At 69.2% G+C, this 13,824-nt stretch carries 11 protein-coding genes and 2 rRNA genes; all 13 read right to left on the bottom strand.

Annotated elements, in window-relative coordinates; genetic code table 11:
- Positions 1-25: 25 nt before the first annotated feature.
- Positions 26-802 carry a TIGR03936 family radical SAM-associated protein gene (locus AC5L3X_RS35625; protein WP_494863024.1) on the bottom strand — a complete coding sequence of 259 codons (777 nt, stop codon included), beginning with the start codon at positions 800-802 and terminating at the stop codon, positions 26-28.
- Between the two features lie 151 nt (positions 803-953).
- Positions 954-2,864 (bottom strand): TIGR03960 family B12-binding radical SAM protein, encoded by a 1,911-nt coding sequence (locus AC5L3X_RS35620; protein ID WP_494862940.1) that lies wholly within the window; start codon positions 2,862-2,864, stop codon positions 954-956.
- Positions 2,865-2,918: 54 nt separating this feature from the next.
- The gene (gene rodA / locus AC5L3X_RS35615) at positions 2,919-4,085 is read right to left on the bottom strand and encodes a rod shape-determining protein RodA (protein ID WP_494862938.1); all 1,167 of its coding nucleotides are present in this window, start codon (positions 4,083-4,085) and stop codon (positions 2,919-2,921) included.
- Positions 4,082-6,127 (bottom strand): penicillin-binding protein 2, encoded by a 2,046-nt coding sequence (mrdA, locus tag AC5L3X_RS35610; protein WP_189129158.1) that lies wholly within the window; start codon positions 6,125-6,127, stop codon positions 4,082-4,084. Before mrdA ends, rodA begins: the two co-directional genes overlap by 4 nt.
- Positions 6,124-6,588, bottom strand: a complete 465-nt coding sequence (gene mreD, locus AC5L3X_RS35605) for a rod shape-determining protein MreD (protein ID WP_189129157.1) — start codon at positions 6,586-6,588, stop codon at positions 6,124-6,126. The genes mrdA and mreD overlap by 4 nt, the downstream gene beginning before the upstream one ends.
- Positions 6,585-7,472, bottom strand: coding sequence for a rod shape-determining protein MreC (gene mreC, locus AC5L3X_RS35600; RefSeq protein ID WP_494862937.1), 888 nt, complete (start codon positions 7,470-7,472; stop codon positions 6,585-6,587). The genes mreD and mreC overlap by 4 nt, the downstream gene beginning before the upstream one ends.
- Entirely contained in the window at positions 7,472-8,503 is a 1,032-nt protein-coding gene (locus AC5L3X_RS35595; protein ID WP_189129155.1) for a rod shape-determining protein, read from the bottom strand. Before AC5L3X_RS35595 ends, mreC begins: the two co-directional genes overlap by 1 nt.
- A 257-nt stretch (positions 8,504-8,760) precedes the next feature.
- Positions 8,761-9,171: a nucleoside-diphosphate kinase gene (ndk, locus tag AC5L3X_RS35590; protein ID WP_189129154.1), complete on the bottom strand. Its 411-nt coding sequence runs from the start codon at positions 9,169-9,171 to the stop codon at positions 8,761-8,763.
- 242 nt (positions 9,172-9,413) lie between these two features.
- On the bottom strand, positions 9,414-11,483 hold the full coding sequence (locus tag AC5L3X_RS35585; protein WP_494862936.1) for an ICP22 family protein: 2,070 nt from the start codon (positions 11,481-11,483) through the stop codon (positions 9,414-9,416).
- Between the two features lie 86 nt (positions 11,484-11,569).
- Entirely contained in the window at positions 11,570-11,914 is a 345-nt protein-coding gene (locus tag AC5L3X_RS35580) for a DUF4233 domain-containing protein (protein WP_494862934.1), read from the bottom strand.
- A complete protein-coding gene (locus tag AC5L3X_RS35575; RefSeq protein WP_494863022.1) occupies positions 11,911-13,200 on the bottom strand; it encodes a bifunctional folylpolyglutamate synthase/dihydrofolate synthase in 1,290 nt (429 codons plus the stop codon). Before AC5L3X_RS35575 ends, AC5L3X_RS35580 begins: the two co-directional genes overlap by 4 nt.
- A gap of 272 nt (positions 13,201-13,472) precedes the next feature.
- Positions 13,473-13,589 (bottom strand): 5S ribosomal RNA (rrf, locus tag AC5L3X_RS35570).
- 156 nt (positions 13,590-13,745) lie between these two features.
- Positions 13,746-13,824: ribosomal RNA gene (locus AC5L3X_RS35565) — 23S ribosomal RNA — on the bottom strand; the annotation flags it as partial.

The following is a 13,824-nucleotide window of genomic DNA, read 5'->3' as shown; positions in this document are numbered from 1 at the left end:
TGCCCGGCTCACGCAAGGCACTCCCTTAGCCGACGACGTGCTCACCCGCCGGTCCCGCTTCGCCGCCGCGCGTGGTCTCGCGGTCAAGGTCGAACGGGTCGGCAAGCGCACCAGTGCTGGCGTCGAGCGGCCCCTGCGCCAGCCTGGTCACCTCGGGGGGGACCGGCGGCGCGAAGTCGGCCACAAGGCGCAGCCCTGTGAGCACATCGTCGGGTCGAACGGCAGGAGTCATGTGCCGAACAACCATGCGCAGTATGACACACGACTGTCCGGGCACTTGAGCTGCGGTTCTCTCTGTCCCCTCGGGCATCACGAGCCTCAGCACGGCCTCGCGCGCGTCGAAACGGCGCGGGCCCTTCTTGGTGAGGCGCTCGACCTCCACGGTGTCGGCGGCGAGGAACTTCTCGACCGCCACCTCCGCGAGCTCGCGATCCGCACCAGGCAGCCGGACTTCCCACTCGGAAGCCTCCAGGCGGTCGGCCAGCCCCCCGGGGCCCGCCTCGGCGGCGTCGAGCACGACGAGCACGTCGAGACCGGGCGGCAGCGAGCCGTCCAGGTCGGCCCGGACACGCTCGGGGTCGCACGGCGTGGTGACGCCGATCTCGAGGTATTCGGCTTCGCTGGCCACGCCGGTCGGCGCGGCCCCCGCGTAGGAGATCTTCGGATGAGGTGAGAATCCCGCGCTGTAGGCCACCGGAATGCCGGCCCGACGAACCGCCCGTTCGACGGCTCGCGAGATGTCGCGGTGGCTGGTGAAGCGCAGGCGGCCGCGCTTGGCGTAGCGCACACGCAGGCGCTGCACCGTAGGCGCGGGCGGAGGCCCATCGGGAACAGGTTTCAGAGCGGTGTCGTCCTTCCCGTGTTCAGAGTTCCTTCGTCTCAGGATATGCCGCTCCCGGGCCCGCAGGACCAGGATCATGTACGGCGGGGCACGGACCGGCCACCGAGCGCGGTCAGACCACCGTGAGAGGCAGCAGTTTGCGCCCTGTGGGCCCGATCTGGATCTCCGTGCCCATGGTCGGGCAGACCCCGCAGTCGTAGCACGGTGTCCACCGGCAGTCCTCGACCTCGCCCCCGGAGACGGCGTCCTGCCAGTCCTGCCAGAGCCACTCGCGGTCGAGCCCGGCGTCGAGGTGGTCCCAGGGCAGGATCTCGTTCTCCGCCCGCTCGCGCACGGTGTACCAGTCGATGTCGACGCCGGCCTTCTCGGCGCAGGTCATCCAGCGTTGATAGGAGAAGTGCTCGCTCCACCCGTCGAAACGACCGCCGTCCTCCCAGACGGCCCTGATCACCGCGCCGACCCTGCGGTCGCCCCGCGAGAGCAGGCCCTCCACGATGGACGGCTTGCCGTCGTGGTAGCGGAACCCGACGGCCCTGCCGTACTCGCGGTCGCCCCTGAACGAGTCGCGCAGTGCCTTGAGCCGCCGGTCGACGGTCTCGTGGTCGGCCTGGCTCGCCCACTGGAACGGCGTGTGCGGCTTGGGCACGAAACCGCCGATGGACACGGTGCAGCGGATGTCGCGCGAGCCGGTGGCCTCGCGGCCCGCCTTGATGACCTTCTTGGCCAGGTCGGCGATGCCGAGCACGTCCTCGTCGGTCTCGGTGGGCAGCCCGCACATGAAGTAGAGCTTCACCTGCCGCCAGCCCTGGGAGTAGGCGGTGGTGACGGTGCGGATCAGGTCTTCCTCGGTGACCATCTTGTTGATCACCTTGCGCATCCGCTCGGACCCGCCCTCGGGCGCGAACGTCAGCCCTGAGCGCCGGCCGTTCCGGGAGAACTCGTTGGCCAGGTCGATGTTGAAGGCGTCGACCCGGGTCGAGGGCAGGGACAGCGAGGTGTTGGTGCCCTCGTAACGATCGGCCAGGCCCTTGGCCACCTCGCCGATCTCGGAGTGGTCGGCGGACGACAGGGACAGCAGGCCAACCTCGTTGAAGCCGGACTCCTTGACGCCGTTGTCGACCATGGCGGCGATCGTGGTGATCGACCGCTCGCGCACCGGCCGGGTGATCATGCCCGCCTGGCAGAACCGGCAGCCCCGGGTGCAGCCGCGGAAGATCTCCACGCTGAACCGCTCGTGCACGGTCTCGGCCAGCGGCACCAGCGGTTTCTTCGGGTAGGGCCACTCGTCGAGGTCCATGACGGTGTGCTTGTGAACCCGCCACGGCACCTCGGGCCGGTTGGGCGCGACCCGCTTGATCCGGCCGTCGGGGTGGTAGTCGACGTCGTAGAACTTGGGCACGTAGACGCCGCCCGACTCGGCGAGCCGCATGAGCAGCTCGTCGCGACCGCCCGGCCTGCCCTCGGCCTTCCACTCGCGGATGACCTCGCTGATGGCGATGGCGATCTGCTCGCCGTCACCCAGCACGGCCGCGTCGAGGAAGTCGGCGATCGGCTCGGGGTTGAAGGCCGCATGGCCGCCCGCCAGCACGATCGGGTCGTCCTCACCGCGATCGACGGCCATCAGCGGGATGCCCGCGAGGTCGAGCGCGGTCAGCATGTTGGTGTAGCCGAGCTCCGTGGAGAACGACACGCCGAGCACGTCGAAGGCCCGCACCGGGCGGTGGCCGTCGACGGTGAACTGTGGCACGCCCTCGGCACGCATCAGCGCCTCAAGGTCGGGCCAGACGGCGTAGGTGCGCTCGGCCAGGGTCGCGGGCAGCTCGTTGAGGATCTCGTAAAGGATCGCGACACCCTGGTTGGGCAGCCCGACTTCGTAGGCGTCGGGATACATCAGCGCCCAGCGAACGTCGGCGGAGTCCCAGTCCTTCACGGTCGAGTTGAGCTCACCCCCGACGTACTGGATGGGCTTCTGCACCTTGGGCAGGAGCGCTTCCAGGCGGTGGAATATCGACTCGACAGGCATGAAACCCAGCGTAGCGGCGGTCAGAGCATGGCAGGTCCGAGGACTCGGACATTTCTAGTCAAACGACTGCTCCCTGATCCGGATCGACTGGAGGATCCCGACCGCGATCAGGTTGGCGAAGGTCGCGGTGCCGCCGTACGACACGAACGGCAGCGGCAGGCCGGTGATCGGCATGATCCCGATCGTCATCCCCACGTTGACGAACGTCTGGAACGCGAACCAGCACACGATCGTCCCGGCGGCCAGCATGCCGAACCGGTCGTCACACTGCCTCGCGATCTTGAGGCCGCGCAGGAGCACCACGCCCAGCAGCAGCACGATGGTGACCGAGCCGAGAAATCCGAACTCCTCCCCCGCGACGGTGAAGATGAAGTCGGTGTGCTGTTCGGGCACGAACCTGCCGGTGGTCTGCCCGCCGCCCAGCAACCCCTTGCCGAACAACTGCCCCGAGCCGATCGCGATCAGCGACTGCGTGCTGTTGTAGCCGACGCCGCGCGGATCGACTCCCGGGTCGATGAAGGCCGTGAACCTCGCCACCTGGTACGGCTCCAGCATCTGGAAGTGGAACACCGAGAACACCCCGGCACTCGCGACCAGCACCAGCAGGGCGATCCACCGCTTGCGCACCCCACCGATGATCAGCGCGGCGGCGGTGATGACCGCGAGCACCAGCGCGGTGCCGAGGTCGGGCTGCAACATCACCAGCCCCATCGTCAGCAGCGCGGCCACCAGCGCCAGCATCACGTCGAGGTCGCGCGGCCGGTCACTGCCCTCGGCGGGCTGCGCGAGCAGCATCGCGATGATCAACAACAGGCCCAGCTTCGCGAACTCCGACGGCTGCACCGCGAACCCGCCGCCGAGCAGGATCCACGAGTGCGACCCGTTGATCGTGGCGCCCAGCGGGGTGACCACCATGACCAGACCGGCCAGGCTGATCAGGAACACCAGCGGCGAATAGGCGCGCATCGCCCGGTGGTCGATCATCGCCGCCGCGCCGCACAGCAGCGTGCCGATGAGCAGGTTGAGAATGTGCTTCTTGACCAGTCCGGTCGAGCCGGGCGCCCAGGTCCTGGTCGACGACCACACCAGCAGCGTGCCGATCACGCAGAGCGCGGCCACCGCGACCAGCATCACGCCGTCGAGCCGCCAGACCGCCGACTGCGCTCCCACCGCCCGCCTGGCGAACGACCGCCGCCCGCCCGCCACCGCCCGCGTGGTCATCCGCCCGCCACCGTCCCGTCCGGCGAGAACTTCGGCAGCTTGGCGGCGGGCTTGCCGTCGGGCAGCACGGCCTGCCGCTTGATGCCGTAGATCCCCTCATAGATCTCCCGTACGGCCGGTGCCGCGGTCTGCGCGCCCATCCCGCCCTGGGAGACCATGGCGACCACGACGAACCGGGGATTGCCGGTGGGCGCGAACGAGGCGAACCAGGAGGTGTCCTGTTTGCCCCAGACCTCCGCGGTGCCAGTCTTACCGCCGATGCTGATCTTGTCCATCGGAAACCCGCTGAACGCGCCGGCCGCGGTGCCGTCGGAGGGCACTTGGCTGAGCGCGTTCTTGATGTAGAGGCGCTCCTTCTCGCTGATCGGCAGCCTGCCCACCACCGGCACGTCGTACCTCTCGACCAGCGTGCCGTCGGGCCGCACCCGCGCCCATCCGATGCGCGGGCTGCGCACCTTGCCGTCACTCACCAGCGCCGCGTACGCCCTGGCCAGCTGGAGCGGCGTCACCAGCACGTCACCCTGCCCGATGGAGAAGTTGGCCGAGTCGCCGGGCCGCAGCACGAACCCCTCGGCGCAGTTCTCCTGGGCCAGCAGCTTGAGGAACGCCGCCCGTGCGGCGTCGGTCACCTCCGGATAGCCCGTCTGCGCCCGCTTGCAGTTGGTGGCGCTGGTCAGGGCCCACATGTTCTTCTTCCAGGCCCGGTCGGGGATGCGCCCTGACGACTCTCCCGGCAGGTCGACGCCGGTCGGCTTACCGAATCCGAACGCCCGCGCGGTGTTGGCGAACACCTCCTTCGCGTTCTTCTTCGGGTTGCGTCCGCCGTCGCGCAGATACTGCTCGTACGCCGACCGGTAGAAGATCGTGTCGCATGACTTGACCAGTGCCGTGTGCAGCGAGAGGGTGCCCAGACCGATGCCGCGGAAGTTGTTGAACGCCCGGTCGCCCACCATGTAGGAGCCGGGACAGTCGTAGGTGCCGTTGAGCGGATAGCCGGCCCGCAGCATCGCCGCCACCGACGACACCTTGAACGTCGAGCCGGGCGCGAACTGCCCGTTGATGGCCCGCGACACCAGCGGCTTGCCCGACTCCTCCGACAGCAGGCGCTTGTAGCCGGTCGTGGTGATGCCGTGGGCCCAGACGGCGGGGTCGTAGCTCGGCGCGCTGGCCAGCGCCAGCACCCGCCCCGTGCGCGCGTCGAGCACCACGGCCGCGCCGCCGTCGGCCTGCGGCGCGCCCTTCATCGCCTTGTGCAGCGCCCCCTCCACCACTTCCTGCAGGCGCGCGTCGATGCTGGTGATCAGGTGATCGCCGGCGAGCGACGGCACCTGCTGCTCGACCCCGATGGCCTTGCCCATCCGGTCGACCTGCACCCTGCGCAGCCCCGACTTGCCCCGCAGCACCTCGTCGTAGACCTCTTCCAGGCCGTCGCGCCCGGCCAGGTCCACCCCGGAGAACGCGGCCTTCAGCCCTTCGCGCTTCTCCAGCTCGGCCTCGGTGACCGGCCCCAGGTAGCCGAGCATCTGCGCGCCGGCCTTGCCGCCCGGATACTGCCTGACCGACTGGATCTCCGCGGTGATGCCCGGGAACTCCTCCTGCCGCTCCAGGATCTGCAGCGCCTGGCGGGTGCCGGCCTTGCGCTCGATCGGCACCGGTTGGTACGGCGACCCGGTCCAGCACGGTTTGGAGATGCCCGGCCCGCACGGTCTGATGCGGTCCTGCAACTGCTTGACCGGCTGGTTCAGCACCGTGCTGAGCTTCCGCAGCACCTCGACTCCGCCGTCCTTCATCCGCAGCAGGGCGTTGCGGTCGACCGAGACCACCAGCGAGGTCTGGTTGCGCACCAGCGGACGCCCGGACGAGTCGAGGATCTGGCCGCGGACGGCGGGCACGATCACCGCGCGGGTCCTGGTCTCGGTGGCCTTGGTCACGAACTCCTCCCCGCGCACCACCTGCACCTGCCAGAGGCGTACGGCGAGGACCACGAGCAGCGCCAGCACAAGCACGTGCAGGATGAACAGCCGGGTCCGCATCCGCGTCATGCCGCGTACCTCAGCTGCCCGCCACGCCCGTTCAGCCACATCACCACAGGCGAGGCGATCAGCGTGTAGACGATCGTGAGCGGGATCTGCTCGGTCAACGTGGCGACCGTCACCCGCGGATCGGAGATCAGCCCGCCCAGCCCGGCGGCCAGCAGCGGCGCGATCAGCACGCACACGATGACGGTGGTGACGGGACTGCCGACCCCGCGCCCGGCCAGATAACCGACCAGGGCCAGCACAAACGCGTACTGCCCGAGCAGATGCGCCGTCGGGGGCACCACGTCGACCAGCAGGCCGGCGCAGAACCCGATCACGGTGCCGGCGACCGGCCCCCGTGCCATCGCGACGCCCACCACGGCCAGCAGCACCAGGTCGGGCGCGGCACCGCCGGGCAAACCCAGCCGGTTGACCACGATGACCTGCACCAGCACCGTGACCAGCACGATCAGCACGGCCATCATCGCGCTCCCTCCTTACGCCCGCGCTCCGGCAGCACGGCGTCCCTCGGGTCGCGCGCGGGCGCGCCCACGACCACGCCGACGACGTCGAGCGCGGTCAGATCGGCGTACGGCCGGGCGAAGGCGACCCGGGTCAGCTCGCCCGGCGTCGCCTCGACCCGTTCGATCACCCCGATCGGCACCCCCGGCACGTACGGAGCGCCCCGCTGCGAGCCGAAGCTGACGATCCGCCCTCCACGGGTCATCGGCGCGGTCGAGTCGAGCAGCCTGAACTGCACGAGGCGTCCGTTCTCCCCCACCCCGTGGACGACCCCGATCTCCTCGCCGCCCTCCAGCCGGGCTCCCGCGGCCGACGCCCGGTCGCTGATGAGCACCGCCGTCGAGGTGCTGCGGGACGCCTGGATGACGCGGCCGACCAGGCCGTCACCGTTGAGCACGGTCATCTCGGGACGTACGCCGTCGTCGGTGCCGGCGTCGAGCTGGACCGCGTCCTCGAAACCGGGGGCGCCGCGCCGAGCGATCACGTTGGCCGACACGACCTTGTAGCCGCCGCGTCCGGCCAGGCCGAGCATCCGCTTGAGCTGCGCGGATCGGGCCGCGTCGAGCCGGTTCGCGTCGAGCCCGGCGCGCAACCTGGAGTTCTCGGCCCGGAGTCGCTTGATGTCGTTCTGGGCGCTGGGGGCGCTCGCCACCGCGTGCAGGAAGCCGCTCACCGGGCGGCCCACGGTGCCGACGACCTGCTCGGCCCCGCCGAACAACCACGCGCCCGCCGTCCGCACCGGCTGGAACGGCGACCCCTCACCGGTGCGATGGTCGACGGTCAGAATGATCAGCGCCACCGTGAGCAGCGTGCCTAGGATCAGCCGGGCGCGGCGCGACTCTCCCATCAGCGGCGCGACTCCGGCACGAGCACCTGCTGCAACGCCTCGAACTCCTCGACGCACCGGCCGGAGCCGAGCGCGACCGAGTCGAGGGCGTTCTCGACCAGGTGGACGGGCATGCCGGTCTCGGCCTTGATCCGCTCGTCCATGCCCTTGAGCAGGGCTCCGCCGCCGGTCAGGGCGATGCCGCGGTCCATCAGGTCACCGGACAACTCGGGCGGGCACTTGTCGAGCGTGGTCTTGACCGCGTCGACGATGGTGTTGAGCGGCTCCTCGATGGCCCTGCGGATCTCCCCGCCGGACACCACGATCGTCTTGGGCAGGCCGCTGACCAGGTCACGGCCGCGCACCTCGGCGTGCGGCTCCTCACCGAGGGAGCAGGCCGAGCCGACCGCCATCTTGATCTCCTCGGCGGTGCGCTCGCCGAGCATGAGGGAGAACTCCTTCTTGGCGAAGGTGATCACCGCCTGGTCGAGCTCGTCGCCGCCGACCCTGATCGACTGGCTGGTCACCACGCCGCCCATCGAGATGATCGCCACCTCGGTGGTGCCGCCTCCGATGTCGACGACCATGTTGCCGGTCGGCTCGTGCACCGGCAGGCCGGCGCCGATCGCCGCGGCCATCGGCTCCTCGATGATGTAGACCTTGCGGGCACCGGCCTGGTAACCGGCCTCTTTCACGGCCCGCTGCTCGACGCTGGTGATGCCGCTGGGCACCGCGACGATGATGCGGGGCTTGGCAAAGTGGCGCCTCTTATGCACCCTTTGGATGAAATATCGCAACATCCGCTCGGTGACGTCGAAGTCCGCGATCACGCCGTCCTTGAGCGGTCGAACGGCCACGATGTTTCCAGGGGTCCGGCCGATCATGCGTTTGGCCTCGATCCCCACCGCCACGATCTTGCCGGTCGCGGTGTTGATGGCGACGACCGACGGCTCGTTCAGCACGATGCCCCGACCGCGCACGTACACCAAGGTGTTGGCCGTGCCGAGGTCGACGGCCATGTCCCGGCCGAGAAAAGCGAGCTTGCTGCCCATGGGGAACGGAGCCTTCCGTAATGTCGTACGCATAATGACTACGGATCGAATTCGAATCGTAACGGTACGTACCCCGGGGTACTTGGAATGAGCCCACGCGCCCTGCAAAAAACTTCCGCCCCTCCGTAAAGTCCGCTTTTACGGCCGAATGCCCCCTGCGCCCCAGAAGTGCCATTTGAACGCAGAAGTGCCCGCTCGGCACTGTGGCCGGCGGGCACCTGTGAAGCCTGGTCGGGAGGGACGAACCTCCGGAACGGCTAGAAACGGTCCGGGAAGAAGATCTTGATCTCGCGGGCGGCGGACTCGGCCGAGTCGGAACCGTGGACGACGTTCTCGCCGATCTCGAGGGCGTGGTCGCCGCGGATCGTTCCGGGAGGCGACTTGACCGGGTCCGTGAGCCCGGCCAGCGCGCGGAACGCCTCGACGGCACGCGGGCCCTCCAGCACCATGGCGACGAGCGGAGCCGAGGTGATGAACTCGACGAGCTCACCGAAGAACGGGCGCTCGGAGTGCTCGGCGTAGTGCGCCTTGGCGGTGTCGACGTCGAGGGTGCGCAGGTCCATCGCCACGACCTTGAGGCCCTTGCGCTCGACGCGGGCGATCACGTCACCGATGAGGCCGCGCTTCACCCCGTCGGGCTTGATCAGGACAAGAGTGCGCTCGGACACTTGAGGTTCTCCTTCGAACAGGGTCTGGGGTCGCGAATGCTGCTACCGGGCGCCGGGATCACTCCAGTGAGAACGCTCCGCGGCACGGAGGACCTCGCATCGGCTGTAGCTGCGGCTCAGCTTACCGTCCACAACGGCACCCCGATCTCCCGGAACCAGCATCGGCAACCGCGCCCAAGGCACCACGTCCCGCACGAGGATTACCCCGCTGAGAAGCGACGATCATCGTTGACCGGCGCGACCTACGGAGATCCGTTGTCCTCCGGCGATGGCGTCGGAGGTGGCACCGGCGGCAGCGGGCCCGTGGACTCAGGCGCGTCCCCCTGCTCGGGTCCACCCTGGCGCGGCACCGACGCTTCAGACCCCGGGCGTGCTCCCCGTCCACCCTCGGCGTTTCCCCGCCCGGCTCCGGACCGCCCAACCCGCTTGCCCTCAGAGGTCGACCCGGGCTCCTCATCCCCTGACCTCGCCGGAGGCATCTCCTCACGCCCGTCAGCGAACGCACCAGCCTTCACGTCCCCAGGAGAATCCACTCCCTCGCGTCCGCGAGCCTCCGCGTCTCCGCCGGTCCTCTTACCACCATCAGTCACATCGGAGCCGCCCGCTTCCGGGCCTCCATGACCCACGCCGCCTTCGCCCTGAGACGACGACTCCGTCCCGCCCACCTGCGACGTCTCGGCCCCCGATCGCCCACCTCCAGCGGGCATCCCGGCCCCGGCGGCCTTGGAGGTGAGGGCCTCGCTGATCACGGGAGGGGAAACACGAGGAAACACTCCCGTCGACTCGTCACCCTCTGGCGCGTGCGCGGGCTCCACGGCGGCATCAGCCGCCGTGGACGGCGATTTCCCGCGCCGGGAGACCCCGATACCCGGCTGACCGCCGGACGCCGAGGCGTCCCGCCCCGCGGCGTCCTCACCGCTCGGCACGGCCACCGCCTCGTCCGGCACCGGTACGGGATCGATCTCGTCCGCCCGGCCGCCGGCGGCAGAGGAGCCGTCGTCCGAGACGGACGCGCGGCGTGCCAGAAGCGAGGCCAGGAGGATCACCACCACCACGACGAAGCCACCGATCAACGCCCACAGGTGCAGAGCGCCCACGAACCGGTCGACCAGCTCCTGCGTCGACGTCACCCCTCTCAGCATCGCCATCTGCACTCCCGTGCCGAGCAGATAGCCCGCGAGCACCCCGGGAAAGCACAGCGCCAGACCGAACAGGGCGGACCCGAGCCCTGCCCTGCCGAGCGCGGCGGTGACGGCCACGGCGGCGCCGACCGCGAGCAAGGTGAGCGGCACGACCATCACCAGCCCCTGCTGGGCGGGCACCACCACGCGAACCGCACAGAGACCGACGACCATGGTCAGCAACCCCAAGGGCGTGAGCCACCGCGTCGCCGCCCCCGCGAACAGCCGGACCACGACGGCGGCGGCCACCGCGAGCAAACCCGCGACCACGAACGGGATCCACAGCCCCTTCAGCCCCGGCCCGCCCAGCCCCTTCATCTCGACATAGGTCACCTGGGCGACGCTGGGCAGCAGCACGGTGCCGACCGCGACCATCGTGTAGGCGAAGGTGCGGCCCTCCCGGGTGCCGGTGGACGCCAGCGCGAGCAGCGCGCCCACCGCCAGCACCGCCACCAGGATCACCAGGTTGGCCCGCCAGTCGTCGGTCGCGGTGCTGATGGCCAGGACCGAGATGCCCGCCGCGGGCACGGTCGCGAGCAGCAGCCGGCTGCGTTCGCTGGCTCGCGGTGCTGCCGCGGGCTGGCGGCCGTGCAACTGCCAGACGACGAGGTAGGCGGCCGCGAGCCCCAGCGCGATGCCGGTCAGCATGGGGTACGGCTGGAGGGTGACCTTCCAGTCATGGATGCCGTCGAGCGGCCACAGGGCGAGCGCCTGGGCCGCGAGCAGGCTCAACGCGAGCATGCCGGTCCAGATGGCCCGCAGCACCGGCGGACGCTGCCAGACGGCGACCAGCGTGGCCGGAATGAGCAACCCCGCGCCGATGCCGTGGAGCACGCGCAGGACGCCGACCAGGAAGGTCGACCCGGCGTAGCCGCCGGCGGCATCGGCCACCGCCAACAGCGCGAGCCCGCCGACCAGGACGTAGGCGACTCTCATCCGCCCCAGCGCCACGGACGCGAGCGGCACCGTCAGGATCATCGCCGGCAGCGCCAGCCCGTGAGCCCGCATGAGCTCAAGCCGGTCGAAGCCCTCCGGCAGCAGGGCACCGACGACGGAGACGGTGTTGGGAATCGCGACGATCGCCAACGGGAGCGCCGCCACGATGAGCAACGCGAGCACGGTGTCGAGCAACCACGGGAACGTGACGCCCGCGGTGGGTCCCGGGGCTGTCGCTCTGGGGGACCGCTGAATCGGGGGGACGGCCATGTAGGCCGACTTTAGCGGGAAGTCACGCCCTCGACACGGCGAGCGACGAATATCGCGGTGATCCAGAGCGCCGTGAAGATCGCCCCGAGGAAGAACATGGCCGGTACGAGGAACCCCGTACAGATCGCGAGGACTTGTACGACGCTGCCCACGATGTAACCGATCGGCCGTTTGAGCATCCCTGCCGCGACGACGCAGAGCACGGCGAGCCCCAGGCCGACCGTCGCCGCCAGAGCGGGCTCGACGCCACCGACACTGATCGCCACCGGTGTGATCAGGCCGGCGACGATGGCCTCCATACCGAGGACACTCGCGCCGAGCCGCCGCATACCGGGTGTGACCTGGAAGTTCATCATGAGCCTTCCGCCTTCAGCAGATGACGGGCGTCGCCCGCGGTCACCACGGAGCCGACGATGAACACCCCGGTGCCACTGAACTCGCCCTGCGCGTCGGCGATCGCGATGCCTCTGTCGATGGCGTCGTCGAGGCGTTCGACGAGGTGTACACGATCTTCGCCGAAGAGAGGCCTGGCCAGCGCGGCGAGCTCCTCGGGAGTCATCGACCGCGGTGAGGAGTTTCTGGTGACGACGATCTCGTCAACCATGGGCTCGAGCAGCTCGAGCAGCCCGTGGACGTCCTTGTCGCGCATGACCGCGACGACGCAGATCAGCTTGGCGAAGTCGAACGCCTCGTGCATCGCCTCGAGCGTGGCCTGCATCCCACCGGGATTGTGCGCGGCGTCGACCACGACGGTGGGATTGCGCCGCACGACCTCCAGCCGCCCCGGCGACGACGCCTCCGCGAACGCCTGCCGTACCAGCTCGATGTCGAGTGGGTCGTCACCGCCGCTCAGCGCCTCCACGGCGGCCAGTGCGGTGACCGCGTTGCTCGCCTGGTGCGCGCCATGGAGCGGCAGGTACACCTCGTCGTAGACGCCCTTGAGGCCGCGCAGCGTCATCAGCTGACCGCCCAACGCGATCTCGCGGTTGAGCACGCCGAACTCCAGGCCCTCCCGAGCGACGACCGCGCCCACGTCGGCGGCCCGCCGCATCAGCACCTCCGCCGCCTCAAGCTCCTGCTGGGCGAGCACCGCGGTGGCACCAGGCTTGATGATGCCGGCCTTCTCCCCCGCGATGCTGGCCACATCGGGTCCGAGCCGGTCGGTGTGGTCGAGCGAGATGGGGGTGATGACGGCGACCGTGCCGTCGGCGACGTTCGTGGCGTCCCAGGATCCCCCCATGCCCGCCTCGACCACCGCGACATCGATCGGAGTGTCGGCGAACACGGCGAACGCCATGGCCGTGAGCAGTTCGAAGAACTGGATGCGCCGCCCCTGCGTGTCGCTCAGGTCGACGTACGGGGCGAGCTCCTCATAGGCCTGGGCGAACTGCTCCTCGCTCAACGGCGTGCCGTCGACCGTGATGCGCTCCCGCATCGAGACCAGGTGAGGGCTGGTGAAGCGCCCCACGCGCAGATTGCGCTCCTTGAGCAGCGCCTCCGTGAGTCGCGCCGTGCTCGTCTTGCCGTTGGTGCCCGCTATGTGAATGACAGGATACGCACGCTGGGGCGAGCCGAGCAGATCCATGAGAGCCGCGATCCTGTCGAGCGTCGGCTCGAATTGCCACTCGACGCCTCGTTCCATGATCGCGCGTTCAACCGCACGATAGTCCACCCCTCAACCCTACTGACAGCACAGACCGCTCCCCACCCCACGCCAGTCGGCGCGACATATGGCCGTACGGCCCTTGATCGTGAGACTCGGAAACGCCTCGGCAGCATCAGCTTCCCGGGCCCGGACAGACTCTTGAGAGTGCCCTCCCATAACCCAAGAGGCCCTCACAGGAGTCCATCTCTGAAAAGCTCTGGAAACGCGAGAAGGGCCCCACCCAACGGTGGAGCCCTTCTCAAACAATTGTCCGGCGGTGACCTACTCTCCCACACCCTCCCGAGTGCAGTACCATCGGCGCTGGGAAGCTTAACTTCCGGGTTCGGAATGTAACCGGGTGTTTCCTTCCCGCCATAACCGCCGTAACCCTACGAAACACACAAACAACAAACGCTGTTTGCAGTCTCAGAATTGCCTAGTGGACGCGAGCAACACACCTGCGAACTTCGCGCGCGGCGCTGTTCCGGACCCGGCGAAGAGTAACGGAACGCAGCACACACACGACACAAGCACAATGCTTTGTGGTCAAGTCCTCGGCCTATTAGTACCGGTCAGCTCCACACGTTACCATGCTTCCACCTCCGGCCTATCAACCCGGTC

The sequence above is a fragment of the Nonomuraea sp. CX421 genome, from assembly GCF_059358955.1.
The sequence above is the reverse complement of the archived record's forward strand: the minus strand, read 5'-3'. Positions and strand labels throughout refer to the sequence as shown.

Excerpts from the sequence above, each read along its gene's own strand:
- AC5L3X_RS35595 (WP_189129155.1), bottom strand. The coding sequence starts at position 8,503 with ATGGGCAGCAAGCTCGCTTTTCTCGGCCGGGACATGGCCGTCGACCTC.
- mrdA (WP_189129158.1), bottom strand. The coding sequence starts at position 6,127 with ATGACGCGGATGCGGACCCGGCTGTTCATCCTGCACGTGCTTGTGCTG.
- mreC (WP_494862937.1), bottom strand. The coding sequence starts at position 7,472 with ATGGGAGAGTCGCGCCGCGCCCGGCTGATCCTAGGCACGCTGCTCACG.
- AC5L3X_RS35575 (WP_494863022.1), bottom strand. The coding sequence starts at position 13,200 with ATGGAACGAGGCGTCGAGTGGCAATTCGAGCCGACGCTCGACAGGATC.
- rodA (WP_494862938.1), bottom strand. The coding sequence starts at position 4,085 with ATGACCACGCGGGCGGTGGCGGGCGGGCGGCGGTCGTTCGCCAGGCGG.
- AC5L3X_RS35620 (WP_494862940.1), bottom strand. The coding sequence starts at position 2,864 with ATGCCTGTCGAGTCGATATTCCACCGCCTGGAAGCGCTCCTGCCCAAG.
- AC5L3X_RS35580 (WP_494862934.1), bottom strand. The coding sequence starts at position 11,914 with ATGATGAACTTCCAGGTCACACCCGGTATGCGGCGGCTCGGCGCGAGT.
- mreD (WP_189129157.1), bottom strand. The coding sequence starts at position 6,588 with ATGATGGCCGTGCTGATCGTGCTGGTCACGGTGCTGGTGCAGGTCATC.